Raw genomic sequence first — 16278 nt, 5'->3', positions numbered from 1 at the left:
GCGAGCCGCGGCGGTACCGACGGCGGACCGCGGCCGACTCCCGACCGGAGGGTGGGCAGTGTGGCTCGAGACCGGCTGGCGCGACAGTCGACCGGCGAGCCGACGGGCGAGGTGCGCATGAGTCTGTCTCTGCGCTTCGCCGCCGGATCGCACAAAGGCATGATCCGGGAGGGCAACGAGGACTCCGGTTACGCCGGTCCCCGGCTGCTGGCCATCGCCGACGGCATGGGCGGCCAGGCCGCGGGCGAGGTCGCCTCCTCCGAGGTGATCTCCACCCTCGTACAGCTCGACGACGACGTGCCGGGGTCGGACATCCTCACCTCGCTCGGCACGGCGGTGCAGCGCGCCAACGACCAGCTGCGCGTCATGGTCGAGGAGGACCCGCAGCTGGAGGGCATGGGCACCACGCTCACCGCTCTGCTCTGGACCGGCCAGCGCCTCGGCCTCGTCCATGTCGGCGACTCGCGCGCCTACCTCCTGCGCGACGGCGTACTGACCCAGATCACCCAGGACCACACCTGGGTGCAGCGGCTGGTCGACGAGGGCCGGATCACCGAGGAAGAGGCCACCACCCACCCGCAGCGCTCCCTGCTGATGCGCGCGCTGGGCAGCGGCGACCATGTGGAGCCCGATCTCTCCATCCGTGAAGTCCGGGCCGGTGACCGCTATCTGATCTGCTCCGACGGCCTCTCCGGCGTCGTCTCCCACCAGACGATGGAGGAGACGCTCGCCAGCTACCAGGGCCCTCAGGAGACCATCCAGGCGCTCATCCAGCTCGCGCTGCGCGGCGGCGGCCCCGACAACATCACCTGCATCGTGGCCGACGTCCTGGACGTCGAGTCCAACGACACCCTGGCCGGTCAGCTCAACGACACCCCGGTGGTGGTCGGGGCGGTCGCCGAGAACCAGCTCCCGCTCAGCTCCGCCGAGAACGCCGCCGCGATGCAGACCCCGGCGGGCCGCGCCGCGGGCCTCGGCCGTGCCGTACCGCCGCAGCCCGGCGGAGGCGGCTTCGGCCCGCCCGGCAGCGGCGACAGCGCCGGCTATGACGGAATGCCGCCCGGAGGCGGCTTCGGGGCCTACGACGACGAGGAGTTCGTCAAGCCCCGCCCGCGCCGCCGGTGGCTCAAGACGTCCTTCTACGCCATCCTCGCGCTCGCCGTCGCCGGCGGGGGCCTGTACGGCGGTTACTACTGGACGCAGACGCAGTACTACGTCGGCGCCAACAAGGACCACGTCGCGCTCTACCGGGGCATCAGCCAGGACCTCGGCTGGGTCTCCCTCTCGAAGATCGAGAAGGAAACCGACATCGAACTCAAGTACCTTCCGGACTACCAGCGCAAGCAGGTCGAGGCCACGATCGCGGAGAGCAGCCTCGCCGGTGGACGCGACAAGATCGATGAGCTCGCCGTCCAGGCATCGGCCTGCAAGAAGGACGAACAGCGCCGTCAGGCCGACCGCGAGGCCAATGTGATCACCGGCGAAGGAGAGGCCGGCGGCACGACCGGTACGAACACCTCCGCGGTGACCACCGACATCAAGCCGAAAGCAGCCGCTCCGAGTCCGGGCCCCAGCCTCTCGGAAGAGGAGCAGAAAGTGGCCTCGAACTGCGGTAAGCAGTAGGAGCCGGCCGTAGGGGGCCCTTCACCACCATGAGCGTAGTCACCAACACGACCACCATCGGCGCCATCGAAGCACCGAGCCGTCGCAACACCGAGCTTGCCCTGCTCGCCTTCGCCGTCGCCATCCCGGTGTTCGCCTACCTGAACGTCGGGCTCGCGATCGACGGCAAGGTGCCCACCGGCATGCTCGGTTACGGCCTCGGCCTCGGCCTGCTCGCCGGCGTCGCCCACCTCGTGGTGCGCAAATTCGCCCGCTACGCCGACCCGCTGCTGCTGCCGCTGGCGACGCTGCTCAACGGCCTCGGGCTGGTACTGATCTGGCGCCTCGACCAGTCACCCCGGCTCATCCGGCTCGCCGAGCTCAGCTTCGGCGCGTTCAGCCCGTCCGCGACGAAGCAGCTGATGTACTCGGCACTGGGCATCGCGCTCTTCGCGGCCGTCCTGCTGCTCCTCAAGGATCACCGCATCCTCCAGCGCTACACGTACATCTCGATGGCCGTCGCGCTGTTCCTGCTGATCCTGCCCATGTTCTTCCCCGCCAGGAACGGCGCCAAGATCTGGGTCAGCATCGCGGGCTTCAACGTCCAGCCCGGAGAGTTCGCGAAGATCATCATCGCGGTCTTCTTCTCCGGCTATCTGATGGTCAAGCGCGATGCCCTGGCCCTCGCCAGCCGCCGCTTCATGGGGCTCTACCTGCCCCGCGGCCGCGACCTCGGACCGATCCTCGGCATCTGGGCCCTCTCGATCCTCATCCTGGTGTTCGAGACCGACCTCGGTACCTCACTGCTCTTCTTCGGCCTCTTCGTGGTCATGCTCTACGTCGCCACCGAGCGGACCAGCTGGATCGTCTTCGGCCTGCTGATGTCGGTCGGCGGAGCCGTCGGTGTCGCCACCTTCGAACCGCACGTCCAGGCCCGCGTGAACGCCTGGCAGGATCCGTTCTCCTGTTACGCGACCGACGGCGCCTGCCAGCAGATCGGCGACGCCCTGCTGTCCTTCGGCTCGGGCGGCACGCTCGGCACGGGGCTCGGCCAGGGCAACTCCGACCTCATCGGCTTCGCCGCCAACGCCGACTTCATCCTCACCACCGTCGGCGAGGAGCTCGGCCTCGCCGGCACGATGGCGTTCCTGCTGCTGTACGGGCTGATCGTGGAGCGCGGCGTACGTACCGCCCTCGCCGCCCGCGACCCCTTCGGCAAGCTCCTCGCCATCGGCCTCTCCAGCGCCTTCGCCATCCAGGTCTTCGTGGTCGCCGGCGGCGTCATGGGGCTCATCCCGCTGACCGGTATGACCATGCCGTTCGTCGCGGCCGGCGGCTCCTCCGTACTCGCCAACTGGGCCCTGATCGGAATCCTGATCCGTATCAGCGACACCGCGCGCCGGCCCGCACCGGCTCCGGCTCCCTCACCCGACGCCGAGATGACCCAGGTGGTCCGACCGTGAACAAGCCCCTGCGCCGAATCGCGATCTTCTGCGGGCTGCTCGTCCTCGCGCTGCTCCTCCGGGACAACTGGCTCCAGTACGTCCGCGCGGACGAGCTGAACTCGCACAAGAACAACCGTCGCGTCCTGATCGAGCGGTACAGCAACGAGCGCGGCAACATCATCGTCGACGGCAAGCCGATCACCGGCTCCGTCAAGACGGACGACACCGACTTCGTCTACAAGCGCACCTACACCAACGGACCCATGTGGGCGCCCGTCACCGGCTACGCCTCGCAGGCCTTCGACGCCAACCAGATCGAGAAGATCGAGGACGGCATCCTCACCGGCAACGACGACCGGCTCTTCTTCGACCGCACCATGGGCATGTTCACCGGCAAGGAGAAGAAGGGCGGCAACGTCGTCACCACCCTCAGCGGCGCCGCCCAGAAGGCCGCCTTCGAGGGGTTGGGCGACAAGAAGGGCGCCGTCGCGGCGATCGACCCACAGACGGGCAGGATCCTGGCGCTGGCCTCCACCCCCAGCTACGACCCGGCCACGTTCGCCGGGAACAGCAGCAAGGACACCAAGGCCTGGGTCGGCCTGGACAAGAAGAACAACCCCGCCGACCCGATGCTCAACCGGGCGCTGCGCCAGACCTACCCGCCCGGCTCCACGTTCAAGGTGGTCACCGCGGCCGCCGCCCTGGAGCACGGCACGGTCACGGACATCGACGCGAACACGGAAACGCCGCTGCCGTGGATCATGCCCGGGACGACCACCCCGCTGAAGAACGAGGGCAACATCCCCTGCGAGAACGCCACGCTGCGCACCGCGCTGCGCGTCTCCTGCAACACCGTCTTCGGCAAGCTCGGCTCGGATCTCGGCAAGGACAAGATGCTGGAGACCGCGAAGAAGTTCGGCTTCAACCAGGAGCAGTTCATCCCGGTGCGCGCCGACGCCTCGATCTTCCCGGAGGAGCTGAACGAGTCCCAGACCGCGCTGTCCTCGATCGGCCAGTTCGACACCCGTACCACCCCGCTCCAGATGGCCATGGTCACCGCCGCGATCGCCAATGACGGCAAGCTGATGAAGCCGTACATGATCGACCGTCTTGAGTCGCCGGATCTGGACGTGCTCGACAAGACCGAGCCCGAGGAGCTGAGCCGCCCCCTCAGCCAGGAGAACGCGCAGAAGCTCCAGAGCATGATGGAGACGGTCGTCAACGACGGCACCGGCAAGAACGCGCGCATCCCGAACGTGACGGTCGGCGGCAAGACCGGTACCGCCCAGCACGGCGAGAACAACAGCAAGAACCCGTACGCCTGGTTCATCTCGTACGCCAAGGCGGACAACGGCTCCCCGGTCGCCGTCGCGGTCGTCGTCGAGGACAGCAACGCCAGCCGCGACGACATCTCCGGCGGCGGCCTGGCCGCCCCCATCGCGAAGAGCGTGATGAAGGCGGTTCTCGACAGCAAGAAGTGACGCCGGTCACGGCTCACGTCCATTCCTGCACATTGCGATACCGGTCGTATATCAGGTGACCGTTACGGGCCAACCGCATGCGGCGTGCCCGGTAGCGTAGGCGCGAACAGCACACCGCCGGACCACACACGGGTGCGGTCGGGACTGACGGAGAGGGCTGGAACGTTATGGAAGAGCCGCGTCGCCTCGGCGGCCGGTACGAGCTGGGCTCGGTGCTCGGCCGTGGTGGCATGGCGGAGGTCTACCTCGCGCATGACACCCGGCTCGGCCGCACCGTCGCCGTGAAGACGCTCCGGGCGGATCTCGCCCGCGATCCGTCTTTCCAGGCCCGGTTCCGCCGAGAGGCCCAGTCGGCCGCCTCGCTCAACCACCCGGCGATCGTCGCGGTCTATGACACCGGCGAGGACTACGTCGACGGGGTGTCCCTCCCGTACATCGTGATGGAGCACGTCGACGGCTCGACCCTGAGAGAGCTGCTGCACTCCGGGCGCAGACTCCTGCCTGAGCGCACGCTGGAGATGACGGTCGGCATCCTCCAGGCACTGGAGTACTCCCACCGCAACGGCATCGTCCACCGTGACATCAAGCCGGCCAACGTCATGCTGACGCGCACCGGCCAGGTCAAGGTCATGGACTTCGGCATCGCCCGCGCCATGGGCGACTCCGGGATGACGATGACGCAGACCTCCGCCGTCATCGGCACCGCCCAGTACCTCTCCCCCGAGCAGGCCAAGGGCGAGCAGGTCGACGCGCGGTCCGACCTCTACTCCACCGGCTGTCTGCTCTACGAACTGCTGACGGTCCGGCCGCCCTTCATCGGGGACTCCCCGGTCGCCGTCGCCTACCAGCACGTACGGGAAGAGCCGCAGACGCCCAGCGTCTTCGACCCGGAGATCACGCCCGAGATGGACGCGATCGTGCTGAAGGCCCTCGTCAAGGACCCCGACTACCGCTACCAGTCCGCCGACGAGATGCGCGCCGACATCGAGGCGTGCCTCGACGGCCAGCCCGTCGCCGCCACCGCGGCCATGGGCGCGGTCGGCTACGGAGGCGGCGGATACGGCGGCCCGCCGGACCAGCCGACGACGGCGATGCGCCAGGGCGACCCGGGCGGCCAGACGTCCATGCTCCCGCCCGTCGGCCCGGACGACGGCTACGGCGGCTACGACGACCGCCCGGCCAGGCGCCGGCAGAAGAAGTCCAACACCTCGACGATCCTGCTGGCGGTCGCGGGCGTCCTGGTACTGGTCGGCGCCATCCTGATCGGCAAGTCGGTCTTCGGCGACAACGGTGGCGGGACCAGCCGGCTGGACGTCCCCCAACTCGTTGGCAAGACGCTCACCGAGGCCCAGGAGCTCGCGGACAACGCGAGCGTGAAGGTCACGCAGTCAGGCTCGGAACGCTGCGACGTGCCCAAGGGCTCCATTTGCAGCCAGATCCCGGCCAGCGGCCAGATGGCCCAGGGCGAGACCATCCAGGTCGTCGTCTCGGAGGGTGCTCCGCAGGTCAAGGTCCCTGATGTCGTCGACAAGCAGAAGCAGAGCGCGACGGACATCCTGGAGGCCGAGAACTTCAAGGTCGACTACAAGCAGGAGGAGTCGGACGAGGATCCCGGGACGGTGCTCTCGCAGGACCCGGCGGGCGGCTCCATGGTCGAGAAGGCGTCGAAGATAACGCTGACGATCGCCACGCAGAGCCAGATTCCGGTCCCGGACGTGACCGGCCTGCTGGTGGACAACGGCGAGGCCCAGCTGAAGACGCTCGGATTCACGGTCGCACGCACCGACGTGGACTCGGCGCAGCCCCTGGGCACGGTTGTTGAGCAGAACCCGCAGGGCGGCACCAAGGCGGCCAAGGGCGAGCAGATCACACTGAAGGTCTCCAAGGGCCCGCAGCAGGAGAAGGTCACGATCCCCGGTGACATCCGCGGCAAGACCTTCGGAGAAGTCCAGGGCATCCTCCAGGGCCTGGCGCTCAATGTCGCGCTCGCGCCGAACTCGCCGAACGACCCCAACGCCGTGGTGATAAACAGCGATCCCCAGCCCGGCGCGCAGGTCAACAAGAACGACACCGTCACCCTGACCACCGTGGGCGGCCAGGGCAACAACAACGGCGGTGGCAACAACAACGGAGGCGGCTTCTTCGGCGGCCCGGCCGGCGCCAACTTCCGTAACGAGGGCTGACAGCAGAACAAGCGGAACCGCGAACAGCCCCGGCCCCCTCCGAGAGGGCGCCGGGGCTGTTCCGTATCTATCGTCCTTGGGCCGGTCTCAGCCGAGTTCGGGCGGCGGCGTGCGGTTCTTGTCGACCTTCTCCGTGCGCTCCAGCTCGGCCCAGACGATGTAGCGGTAGTCCGAGGTGTAGATCGGCGTGCAGGTCGTCAGGGTGAGATAGCGGCCGGCCTTCTTCTTCCCCGACTCCTTGGGGACCGGCTGGAGTACGTCCACGTTGTACTTCGAGGTCTTCGGGAGCTCCTTGAAGACCTTGTAGATGTACCAGGTGTCGCGAGTCTCGAAGACGATGGGATCACCGGTCTTGAGCTTGTGGATGTTGTGGAATCTCGCGCCGTGGCCGTCCCGGTGCGCGGCCAGCGTGAAGTTGCCCGTCTCGTCCCAGGGGAGAGCCGACTTGACGGGCTCGGTGTAGTAGCCGGCGATTCCGTCGTTCAGCGACGAGGTCGAGGTGCCCTTCTTGACCAGCACCTCGCGGCTGTCCATCGCCGGAACGTGCAGAAAGCCGACGCCGTCCTCGGAGTCGTAGGTCCGGGGCGTTCCGTCCGGCTTCTTCTCCTGCGCCCAGCCATGACGTACGTCGTCGCCCTGCTTGGCGGCCTCGCGATCGGCCAGGACGTTCGTCCACCACAGCGAGTAGACGACGAAGAGGCCGAGCACCAGGCCCGCGGTGATGAGCAGTTCGCCGAAGACGCTGACCGCGGACGCGAGCGGGCTCCTGGAGCGGCGGGCCCGTACCGGAGCCGAGGCGGTGGCCGCGTCCGGCGGCGGCGGCGGTGCGTCGGCCTGCTCGTCGTGCTCCGTACTGGCTGCCACCGCACCCGTCCCCAAAAGTCCCTGAAGTCTGTCCGCGCGCGGACCGGGCGTCAGCCGACGAGAGCGTCGGGCTTGCCCTTGCTGCGCGGCCGTTCGTCCACCATCTTGCCCCACACGATCAGCCGATAGGTACTGGTGAATTCCGGCGTGCACGTCGTCAGCGTGATGTAGCGACCGGGCTCCGTGAACCCCGAACCCGGCGGCACCGGACCGATCACGCTCACATTCGACGGCGCCGTCTGCGGCAGGATGCTGGCCATGTCGTACGTGTAGTACGCGTCGCGCGTCTCGACGATGATCTCGTCGCCGGGCTTCAACTGGTTGATGTAGCGGAAGGGTTCGCCATGGGTGTTGCGGTGGCCCGCCACCGCGAAGTTGCCCTGCTTGTCCGCGGGCATCGCCGTCTTGAGGCGGCCCTCCGCGTAATGGCCGACCATGCCACGGTCGAGGACCTGCGACTTGCTGATGCCCTCGGCGATCGGCACGACGACGTCCAGCTTCGGAATATGCATGATGGCGAAGCCCTGCCCCGGCTCGAAGGCGCCCGGCTGCCGGTCCTTCGTCCAGCTGTCCTGGATCTTGTTCGTCTCGTTGCCCGCGTACTGGTCGGCCCGCACGTTCGTCCACCACAGCTGGTACGTGACGAACAGCAGCATCAGGACGCCGAAGGTGATGAACAACTCGCCGACGGCCCGGCTGGCGATGACGGCGGGGCTCTCCTTGAGGGCACGCGCCGCACGCCGCGCCTCGACCCGGGAGAGCGGCCTGGCGGGCGCCTGCTCCTCGGAGGCGCCCCCGGCGCCGGTCCCGGGGGCTCCGGCGGGCTCTGCGCGTCGACGGCCCCGCCCACCGCCCTTGGCGGCCCTGCGCCGCTCGGCCCGGCCCCCCGTCACGGGCTCCGGCTCGACCGCCCGGCGCGTGTCCGCCGTCCGGAGTCCGACGGTCTGATCATCCAACCTGGGCTCGGGTACGGGTACGGGTCTGGACACCGGTATCCGGGCCGTGTCGGCCATCGGCGCCGTACCGTCCGCGTAGTACGAGGGGGTGCCGGACTCCGGTCCCCGGGGTGCCTCCGTCGCGTACTGGCGGTAGTAGTCACCGGACCACTCGGGCTCGGGGGCCGCGGCTTCCGGGACGGGCTCCGGCTGCCGGGGTCCCCGGTGCCGCCCCTGCTTCCGTACCGGCTGCTGTCCTTGCTCGTGGCCCTGGGTCTGTCCGCGTCCCTGGCCCCGCCCCCGCGCTTCTCCCGGGTGCCCCGATTGCCCCGATTGCCCCGGTCGTCCCGGGAGCGGATCCTTCAGCGGGTCCGCCGGACCGTCCACGGCCGCCTCGAACGCTCCGGAGACCTCGTACCCGCCCTGCTCGTACGAGGCTCCGTAACCCGCTTCGTGTTCGGGGCGGAGTGCCGTCACGCGAGCGCCTTGCCCACCACCGGCGCCAGCCCCGTCGACCGGCCCACCGCGCCCGGATCGCCGCACTGCGCCAGCCAGTTGGCCAGCATCAGATGCCCATGCTCGGTCAGGACCGACTCCGGGTGGAACTGCACACCCTCGACGGCCAGTTCACGATGGCGTACGCCCATGATGATGCCGTCCGCGGTGCGCGCGGTGACCTCCAACTCGGCCGGCAGCGTGGCGGGCTCCGCCGCGAGGGAGTGATACCGGGTCGCGGTGAACGGCGAAGGCAGCCCGGCGAAGACGCCCTTGCCCTCGTGCGTGACGAGGGACGTCTTGCCGTGCAGCAGCTCGGGGGCGCGGCCGACGACACCGCCGTACGCGACCGCCATCGACTGCATGCCGAGGCACACCCCGAAGACGGGCACCGCGGTCTCGGCGCAGTGACGCACCATCTCGACGCAGACACCGGCCTGTTCGGGTGTGCCGGGCCCGGGGGAGAGCAGAACGCCGTCGAAGCCGTCCTGGGCGTGAGCTGTCGTCACCTCGTCGTTGCGCAGCACCTCGCACTCGGCGCCGAGTTGATAGAGGTACTGGACGAGGTTGAAGACGAAGCTGTCGTAGTTGTCGACCACGAGAATGCGCGCACTCATCCGGCCGCCCCCGATCCCTCTCCGTCGACCGTCACATCATTGAACGGAAGCAGCGGCTCCGCCCAGGGGAAGACGTACTGGAACAGCACATAGACGACGGCGAGCGCCAGCAGGAGCGAGATCGCCGCCCGCAGCCACACGTTGCCCGGCAGATGCCGCCAGATCCAGCCGTACATGCTGTCCCTTCCGTCCGGTACCGCGCCAGGCGGTACGGCACCAGACTAAAGGGCTCCACCGACACTTGGGCGGTTCATCGGTCAGCTGCACAGAGGTTCGGGCTTGCTCTTCGTCACAGGAGGCACGGCACCCCGCTGCCCGCCCCTGGGACAGGCCCTAACCGACCGGCTTCGCGTAGTGCAGATCCACCGTGCCCGTGTAGCCCGGCAGCGTCTCCTTGTCGCGCTCGTCGACCTTCCAGCCCAGGCCGTACGCCTTGACGTACAGCTGGTAGTTCTGGACCGCCGGGGAGTCGGCGAGTGCCTCTCGGAGCTTGCCCTGGTCACCAACAGCGGTGATCTTGTAGGGCGGTGAGTAGACGCGGCCCTGGAGGATCAGCGTATTCCCCACGCACCGCACGGCGCTGGTGGAGATCAGCCGCTGGTCCATGACGCGGATGCCCTCCGCGCCGCCCTTCCACAGGGCGTTGACGACGGCCTGAAGATCCTGCTGGTGGATGACGAGGTCGTTGGGCTGCGGCTCGGGATAGCCGGGGTTGGCCGTGGCGTTCGGCGGCGCGTCGTCGAGCGTGACGGTGAGTGACCGGCCGGTGACCTTCTTGGTGCCCGCGCCCTCCTCCAGGGCGTTCAGCCTGTCCTCGTCGGCCGCGGTGGTGCCGTGGTCACGGCTGACGAGGGTGTCGATGTCATGCCGTACCGCCGCGTTGGCATCGCCCAGTTCGGCGTTCTTACGGTCGCGTTCGTGGATCAGATCGGAGAGCTTGAGCAGCGAGGTGTCGGTACGGATGTTGGTGCCCTTGGCCGTGTTGAAGCTGGTCACGAAGATCAGCCCGGCGAGGGCGAAGACGGCAGCCGTGAGCAGCCGGACGGGCCGCCTGTTCGGTCGGCGGACCGGCCCTGGGGGAGAGTCGGCGGAATTGCTCAACGTACCCTTATCTCCTTAGGCGCCACGGAAGCACTACGCTAACGGACGCCCGGGGGCGGCGGTGTTCCCCCTGCTCTCCGCCCCGGCAACACCGTTCAGTCCCCCTGCGCGGTCACGCAGCGCATCGACAGGAGAGTCCCTCGTGCCGAAGTCACGTATCCGCAAGAAGGCCGAGTTCACGCCGCCTCCGGCCGCGAAGCAGACGGTCAACCTCAAGCTGACCAACCGGAGCTGGGTGGCCCCGGTCATGTTGGCCTTGTTCCTGATCGGCCTGGCCTGGATCGTCGTCTTCTATGTGACCGAGGGCGATCTTCCGCTGCAGAGCTTCGGGAACTGGAACATCGTGGTCGGGTTCGGCTTCATCGCCGCCGGCTTCGGTGTCTCGACCCAGTGGAAGTAGCGGGTCCACCGCTCCGCCGTCAAGCCCTGCCCCCACTTATCCACAGCGTTGTCCACAGCAGGGGAAAAGGTCAGACGATCTGTGGATAACCCCACGGGACGTTGACGCCGGTGTGACTGCGTCCGCCATTCTGATGACGTGCCCGCCCCTTGTCGCTGCTGGTCAAACCCACATCAGCGACAAGGGGCACGCACGTTCCCCACAGGATGCACAAGATCCGCCACACACTGTGGACAACTGTGGAGTACGGGCCGTTCTCACAGGGTCACGCTCAGCTGAGCCGGGCAAGAAAGCCGAGCCGGGCGGGAAAGCCGAGCCGACCGAGTCCGACCGGTGGGACGAGCGAGCGAGCGAGACGGCTCAGGTGAGTGAGGCCGTTCTCGCCGCGATGAGCGCGACCGTCGCCACCAGCACCAGCGCACAGGTCCCGTACTGCACGAGAGCCCGCCGCTCGCGAGGCGCGTGCACCATCCCTATGGCGATCACCACACCGGCCACCAGCCCGCCGACATGCGCCTCCCAGGCGATGTTGGACCAGGTGAAGGTGAAGACCAGGTTCAGCGCCAGCAGGACGAGGACCGGCCGCATGTCGTAGTTGAGCCGCCGCATCAGTACGACGGTCGCGCCGAGCAGCCCGAAGATCGCGCCGGACGCGCCCAGCGAGGGCTGGTTCGGTGCGGCGAGAAGATACGTGAGGGCGCTGCCGGCCAGTCCGGAGAGCAGATAGAGCGCCAGAAAGCGGACGCGGCCCAGCGCCGCCTCCAGCGGCCCGCCGAGCCACCAGAGCCCGAGCATGTTGAAGGCGATGTGCCAGATCTCCTGGTGCAGGAACATGGCGGTGACCAGCCGGTACCACTCGCCGTCCGCGACGCCGACGACCCGGTTGAGGTCAGGGCTGAACGCATAGCCGATGAGGTCGAGGTCCTCGACGAGCCGGTGCCGGTCGCCCACCGCGAGAACGGCGACGAACAGCGCGACATTGATGCCCAGCAGGATCTTGGTGATCAGCCGGGGGTCGGCCGCGACCGTGCCGCCGGCGAGAGTGCGCGGCCGGTTCGCGGTCGCCCCGTGCCCCGTACCCGAACCCTGCCGGACGCATTGCGGGCACTGGAAGCCGACGGAGGCGCTGATCATGCACTCGGGGCAGATGGGGCGCTCGCAGCGGGTGCAGCGTATGCCCGTCTCCCGGTCAGGATGCCGGTAACAGCTGGGCAGGCCTTCGGTGACGGCAGGCTGATCCTGGCCTCCGTGGCCGCCTGGCGGGTGGTCCATCGGTCCCCTCGGTCCTCGTGACGGCGGACGGTGCCCGGTACGCCACAGCGCACCGCCCCGCCCGTCCGGTATGTAACCACTACGGACGGGCAGGGCGGGATGGTTCCCCGAACCGGGGAACCGGACACTGTGCGAGTGATCAGCGCGTCTCGATGACGACCGACTCGATCACGACGTCCTTCAGCGGGCGGTCGGTACGCGGGTTGGTCTGGGTACCGCCGATGGCGTCCACGACCTTCTTGCCGGCCTCGTTGGAGACCTCGCCGAAGATGGTGTGCTTCCGGTTCAGCCAGGACGTCGGCGCCAGGGTGATGAAGAACTGCGAGCCATTGGTCCCCGGGCCCGCGTTGGCCATCGCCAGCAGGTACGGCTTGTCGAAGCCGAGGTCCGGGTGGAACTCGTCCTCGAACTGGTAGCCGGGGCCACCGGTGCCGTTGCCCAGCGGGTCTCCGCCCTGGATCATGAAGCCGCTGATCACACGGTGGAAGACGGTGCCGTCGTACAGCCTGTCCGTGGTCTTCTGACCGGTCTCCGGGCTGACCCACTCCCGGTCGCCCTGCGCGAGCTCGACAAAGTTCTTGACCGTCTTCGGCGCGTGGTTCGGCAGGAGCCGGACCTCGATGTCGCCGTGGTTGGTCTTCAGGGTGGCGTAAAGCTGCTCGGCCACGATCTGCCTTCCGTAAGTCTTCTCTGACCCTCACGATCCTCGCACGGAAGGCGCGATCGCCGCCCGGCCGCTGCCCTCGAACGCGCTTTACGCCCGTCTTGGGGCGTTTTCGAGGCCGGATGGAGGCGCGAGAGAGACAAGGGAGGCGCCAGTTCAGGGCAGCCGAAAGCGAACATTCGCGGAGACGGCGGTGTGCTCACGCCGGAACCCGCGCATGCTGGAAGGAGGCATGACGTCGTCGTCGCCCGTCAGCGCGTACGGAACGCACGCGGAGGGCCGTGATGTACGGACATCACCCACGTCGTCTTCCATGACCCGGATGCCCGCAACGCATGCCGAGACCGAACCCAGCAGGCATGATCTCGAAAAGGGTGGATAGGCGAAATACGGAACGCCACCGAGGAGGATGATCCTGTGACCCGCATGGACAGCGTGCGCGCCGCTACCGGTTCGGCGAAGGAGAGCGTGCAGCACGCCGCGGTAGTGGTGGCCCCTTACGCCGGTACGGCCAGGGAACAGGCCGCTCTGGCCAAGGAACAGGCCGCGCTCTGCGCCCGTGAGGCGCGCGTACGGCTCGCGCCGACAGTATCGAAGGCCGCTCAGCAGGCTCGTGTTCAGTACAGCGCCCATGTGGCGCCCCGGGTACCCCCAAAGGTCGATGAAGCCGCTCACCGCGCCGCGGTGCGCACTCGTCAGGCCGCCCGTCAGGCGGCGGATTACACAGTGCCGCGAGTGAATCAGGCGGTGGCCACCGCACAGCCGATGGCCGAACAGGCAGCGGCACGTTCCGCGGCCGCCCTGGCCGCTCTGCGCGGACAGGTCACGGCGAAAGAGATCCAGAAGCTGGTGAGGAAGCATGAACGGCGGGCCAGGGCCGGCCGGTTGGCCAAGGGTCTGGCGATCCTCGGCGTGCTGGCGGGCGGGGCTTTCGCCGCCTGGAAATGGTGGGACAAGCAGGCGAATCCGGACTGGCTCGTGGAGCCGCCGGCCGCTACCGAGGTCTCGGAGCGTGGTCCGCTGACGTCCGTGGACGGCAGCCATGTGGTCGATCCGCTGGATCCGGAGGTCCAGGCGAAGCAGGCCGAGGCCGAGGCGTCGGAGAACGACCGGGACGACCGTCCCTGATCACAGGGCCGGCGCAGACCACGGCCATGAAGAGCGCCGACCGGGCGTGGCACTCGTACTCGCCGCGCCGCCTGTAGTCCGTGTCCCCTGTGCTCTTGTCGTCCGCGCGCTCGGCGACCGCGTTCGTGTCGACCGCGCTCTCGCTGTCCGCGTTCCTGCTGTCCGCGTGCTTGTTGCCCGCGTCCTTGTGTCCGTGTCGTCCTCGTCGCGCCACCGGCGTACGGGGGTCGGCGACGGGCGCACCTGAGGTGACGGGCGCCGGGAGACCACGGGGTTCCCGACGCCTCACGCCGCGACGAGTGCCGCGTCGGCGGCGTAGGCGTTCATGTGTGCCGCGCGGGCATCGGCCTCGCTCGGCGTGCTGTCCGGCAGATGACGGACCGAAGGTGACGAGCCGTGCGCCTCCGCGCGGATACGCTGCTTGATCGTGGGCGGCAGCGACCGGCCGCGTGGCAGCGACCTGGGTACGGTCGCCCTGGCCGGAGCGGCCTCGGTGACGTGGTCCGCGGCGGCGGGCGCCGGCGCGGGCTGCTCGGCCGGCTGCCGCACGGCGTTGCCGGCGGCCGCGGCCGGGGCGGTCAGCCCCAGGGAGGCGAGCACCGCGAAGAACGCGGTGATGAAGACAGTCCACATTTTCTTGACCTTGAAGGCGGCCATGACCCCTCGCTTTCGGGTTGAGCGGTTTACATACCTTCCTCATGATGTGGACGCATCTTGAAAATCCACGGAGCTACGCCGCCGTCCGACAGTTCTTCGGATGAACACCACTCGTACGGTCCAACCGGCCCCGCGGATCCGCGGCCGAATCGCGCCCGACGCCGTATCTGAAACAGCGCTCCCTTCTCGCCCACCGACGCGTAGCTGCGCACGTCAGCGCACGTCAGCGCCCCTCCGGCGGCTTCGCACCGCCTCTCCGCGTCGTCCGAGGCACGACTTGCGCTCCGCCGCCACTCGGCACGATCGCCCCCGGATGAGGCCTCACCACCTGCTCGGCCGCGCGGCGTCACCCGCCTGCCGCTCAGAGCGCGCCGTATCAGCACAAACCGGAAAAGCTGATGCTCGGCCCGCCCCTCCTGGCAGAAGAGAAAGAGAGAACGCCATGACGCTGCGCCCGTCCCGAAAGCTCATACGCTCGCGGCCCGTCGCCGCCCTCGCCTCTGTGTGCTCCGTGGCGGCGCTCACGGCGCCTGCCGTCGCCGACGGCGAATCCACCGGCTCGGGCGCCAAAGGCATAGCCAAGCCGACCGTGGTACTGGTGCATGGCGCGTTCGCCGACGCCTCCGGGTGGGACGGGGTGGTGGAACGGCTTCAGCGCGACGGCTACCCCGTCATAGCCCCCGCGAACCCGCTGCGCGGGCTCGCCAGTGACTCCGCCTACCTCGCCAGCGTCCTGAAGAGCCTCAAAGGCCCGCTCATCCTCGCCGGGCATTCCTACGGCGGTGCGCTGATCAGCGAGGCCGCGGCCGGCAACCCCAACGTCAAGGCGCTCGTCTACATCTCGGCGTTCATGCCCGCCAAAGGCGAGACACTGGGGGCGCTGGGCGCGAAGTTCGCCGGAAGCAGGCTCAACCCGGCGCTCAAACAGGTGCCGTTCCAAAGCGGCGACGGCATGACAGGCACCGATCTGTACATCAAGCCCGAGAAGTTCCATCAGGTCTTCGCCGCGGACCTCCCGGCCTCCACCGCCGCGCAGATGGCCGCCACTCAGCGCCCGATCAGCGCCGCGGCCTTCACCGAGAAGGCCGACGCCGCCGCCTGGAAGACCATCCCGTCCTGGTTCCTGGTCGCCACCAAGGACCGCGCGATAGCCCCGGATCTGGAGCGCTTCGAGGCCAAACGGGCGGGCTCCCACACGATCGAGGTGAACTCCTCGCACGTGGCGATGATCTCCCACCCCGGCACCGTCACCAGCCTGATCCTCGACGCCATTCGCACCGAGGCCTCCGGCACCCCGTCGCTGGCCACGACGGGCAGCTCAGCCTCGACCACGGGGCTGATCGGTCTCGTCGCGATCGCCGCGGGCGTGGGCCTGATCGTGGCCGTACGCAGACACCAGGCACGCGACCGCTGACCTCTGGCGCGCTGCCCCTG

The 16278-nt window shown here is 68.6% G+C and carries 15 protein-coding genes; 7 read left to right on the top strand and 8 right to left on the bottom strand.

The window, feature by feature from the left end; genetic code table 11:
• Nucleotides 1-117: 117 nt before the first annotated feature.
• The 4 genes from ABTZ59_RS26105 (at nucleotide 118) to pknB (ending at nucleotide 6711) form a co-directional block, all read left to right on the top strand.
• Entirely contained in the window at nucleotides 118-1623 is a 1506-nt protein-coding gene (locus ABTZ59_RS26105) for a Stp1/IreP family PP2C-type Ser/Thr phosphatase (RefSeq protein WP_351416868.1), read from the top strand.
• A gap of 29 nt (nucleotides 1624-1652) precedes the next feature.
• Nucleotides 1653-3065, top strand: a complete 1413-nt coding sequence (locus ABTZ59_RS26100) for an FtsW/RodA/SpoVE family cell cycle protein (protein ID WP_351416862.1) — start codon at nucleotides 1653-1655, stop codon at nucleotides 3063-3065.
• The gene (locus tag ABTZ59_RS26095; protein ID WP_351416858.1) at nucleotides 3062-4528 is read left to right on the top strand and encodes a peptidoglycan D,D-transpeptidase FtsI family protein; all 1467 of its coding nucleotides are present in this window, start codon (nucleotides 3062-3064) and stop codon (nucleotides 4526-4528) included. The genes ABTZ59_RS26100 and ABTZ59_RS26095 overlap by 4 nt, the downstream gene beginning before the upstream one ends.
• Before the next feature lie 167 nt (nucleotides 4529-4695).
• Nucleotides 4696-6711: a Stk1 family PASTA domain-containing Ser/Thr kinase gene (gene pknB, locus ABTZ59_RS26090; RefSeq protein ID WP_351416853.1), complete on the top strand. Its 2016-nt coding sequence runs from the start codon at nucleotides 4696-4698 to the stop codon at nucleotides 6709-6711.
• 87 nt (nucleotides 6712-6798) lie between these two features.
• Here the strand turns inward: pknB and ABTZ59_RS26085 are convergent, their stop codons facing one another.
• The 5 genes from ABTZ59_RS26085 to ABTZ59_RS26065 all read right to left on the bottom strand — a co-directional run bounded on the left by ABTZ59_RS26085 (nucleotide 6799) and on the right by ABTZ59_RS26065 (nucleotide 10723).
• On the bottom strand, nucleotides 6799-7575 hold the full coding sequence (locus tag ABTZ59_RS26085; protein ID WP_351416847.1) for a class E sortase: 777 nt from the start codon (nucleotides 7573-7575) through the stop codon (nucleotides 6799-6801).
• Between the two features lie 50 nt (nucleotides 7576-7625).
• Complete coding sequence (locus ABTZ59_RS26080; RefSeq protein ID WP_351416842.1) at nucleotides 7626-8987, bottom strand: class E sortase; 1362 nt, start codon at nucleotides 8985-8987, stop codon at nucleotides 7626-7628.
• Entirely contained in the window at nucleotides 8984-9622 is a 639-nt protein-coding gene (locus ABTZ59_RS26075; RefSeq protein WP_249951439.1) for an aminodeoxychorismate/anthranilate synthase component II, read from the bottom strand. Before ABTZ59_RS26075 ends, ABTZ59_RS26080 begins: the two co-directional genes overlap by 4 nt.
• The gene (locus ABTZ59_RS26070; protein WP_249951440.1) at nucleotides 9619-9798 is read right to left on the bottom strand and encodes a hypothetical protein; all 180 of its coding nucleotides are present in this window, start codon (nucleotides 9796-9798) and stop codon (nucleotides 9619-9621) included. The genes ABTZ59_RS26075 and ABTZ59_RS26070 overlap by 4 nt, the downstream gene beginning before the upstream one ends.
• Nucleotides 9799-9955: 157 nt before the next feature.
• Nucleotides 9956-10723: a DUF881 domain-containing protein gene (locus ABTZ59_RS26065; RefSeq protein ID WP_351416830.1), complete on the bottom strand. Its 768-nt coding sequence runs from the start codon at nucleotides 10721-10723 to the stop codon at nucleotides 9956-9958.
• A 142-nt stretch (nucleotides 10724-10865) separates the two neighbouring features.
• Between ABTZ59_RS26065 and crgA the strand changes: the two genes are divergently transcribed.
• The gene (gene crgA, locus ABTZ59_RS26060; RefSeq protein ID WP_030350948.1) at nucleotides 10866-11123 is read left to right on the top strand and encodes a cell division protein CrgA; all 258 of its coding nucleotides are present in this window, start codon (nucleotides 10866-10868) and stop codon (nucleotides 11121-11123) included.
• A 360-nt stretch (nucleotides 11124-11483) separates the two neighbouring features.
• On the opposite strand, the gene ABTZ59_RS26055 is transcribed toward crgA, so the two are convergent.
• Both ABTZ59_RS26055 and ABTZ59_RS26050 read right to left on the bottom strand, forming a co-directional pair.
• Nucleotides 11484-12395, bottom strand: coding sequence for a rhomboid family intramembrane serine protease (locus ABTZ59_RS26055; protein ID WP_351416823.1), 912 nt, complete (start codon nucleotides 12393-12395; stop codon nucleotides 11484-11486).
• Nucleotides 12396-12534: 139 nt separating this feature from the next.
• The gene (locus tag ABTZ59_RS26050; RefSeq protein WP_351416819.1) at nucleotides 12535-13062 is read right to left on the bottom strand and encodes a peptidylprolyl isomerase; all 528 of its coding nucleotides are present in this window, start codon (nucleotides 13060-13062) and stop codon (nucleotides 12535-12537) included.
• 414 nt (nucleotides 13063-13476) lie between these two features.
• On the opposite strand from ABTZ59_RS26050, the gene ABTZ59_RS26045 reads away from it, so the two are divergent.
• A complete protein-coding gene (locus ABTZ59_RS26045) occupies nucleotides 13477-14187 on the top strand; it encodes a DUF5324 family protein (protein ID WP_351416814.1) in 711 nt (236 codons plus the stop codon).
• Between the two features lie 285 nt (nucleotides 14188-14472).
• Here the strand turns inward: ABTZ59_RS26045 and ABTZ59_RS26040 are convergent, their stop codons facing one another.
• Nucleotides 14473-14844: a DUF6344 domain-containing protein gene (locus tag ABTZ59_RS26040; protein ID WP_351416809.1), complete on the bottom strand. Its 372-nt coding sequence runs from the start codon at nucleotides 14842-14844 to the stop codon at nucleotides 14473-14475.
• A 442-nt stretch (nucleotides 14845-15286) separates the two neighbouring features.
• Between ABTZ59_RS26040 and ABTZ59_RS26035 the strand changes: the two genes are divergently transcribed.
• Complete coding sequence (locus tag ABTZ59_RS26035) at nucleotides 15287-16258, top strand: alpha/beta fold hydrolase (protein ID WP_351416804.1); 972 nt, start codon at nucleotides 15287-15289, stop codon at nucleotides 16256-16258.
• Nucleotides 16259-16278: the final 20 nt, after the last annotated feature.

It is taken from the genome of Streptomyces sp. NPDC094034, assembly GCF_040303865.1.
Taxonomy (GTDB): Bacteria; Actinomycetota; Actinomycetes; order Streptomycetales; family Streptomycetaceae; genus Streptomyces.
The sequence above is the reverse complement of the archived record's forward strand: the minus strand, read 5'-3'. Positions and strand labels throughout refer to the sequence as shown.

Coding starts and splice junctions, on each gene's coding strand:
- ABTZ59_RS26105 (WP_351416868.1), top strand. CDS start 118: ATGAGTCTGTCTCTGCGCTTCGCCGCCGGATCGCACAAAGGCATGATC.
- ABTZ59_RS26100 (WP_351416862.1), top strand. CDS start 1,653: ATGAGCGTAGTCACCAACACGACCACCATCGGCGCCATCGAAGCACCG.
- pknB (WP_351416853.1), top strand. CDS start 4,696: ATGGAAGAGCCGCGTCGCCTCGGCGGCCGGTACGAGCTGGGCTCGGTG.
- ABTZ59_RS26075 (WP_249951439.1), bottom strand. CDS start 9,622: ATGAGTGCGCGCATTCTCGTGGTCGACAACTACGACAGCTTCGTCTTC.
- ABTZ59_RS26070 (WP_249951440.1), bottom strand. CDS start 9,798: ATGTACGGCTGGATCTGGCGGCATCTGCCGGGCAACGTGTGGCTGCGG.
- ABTZ59_RS26055 (WP_351416823.1), bottom strand. CDS start 12,395: ATGGACCACCCGCCAGGCGGCCACGGAGGCCAGGATCAGCCTGCCGTC.
- ABTZ59_RS26040 (WP_351416809.1), bottom strand. CDS start 14,844: ATGGCCGCCTTCAAGGTCAAGAAAATGTGGACTGTCTTCATCACCGCG.
- ABTZ59_RS26035 (WP_351416804.1), top strand. CDS start 15,287: ATGACGCTGCGCCCGTCCCGAAAGCTCATACGCTCGCGGCCCGTCGCC.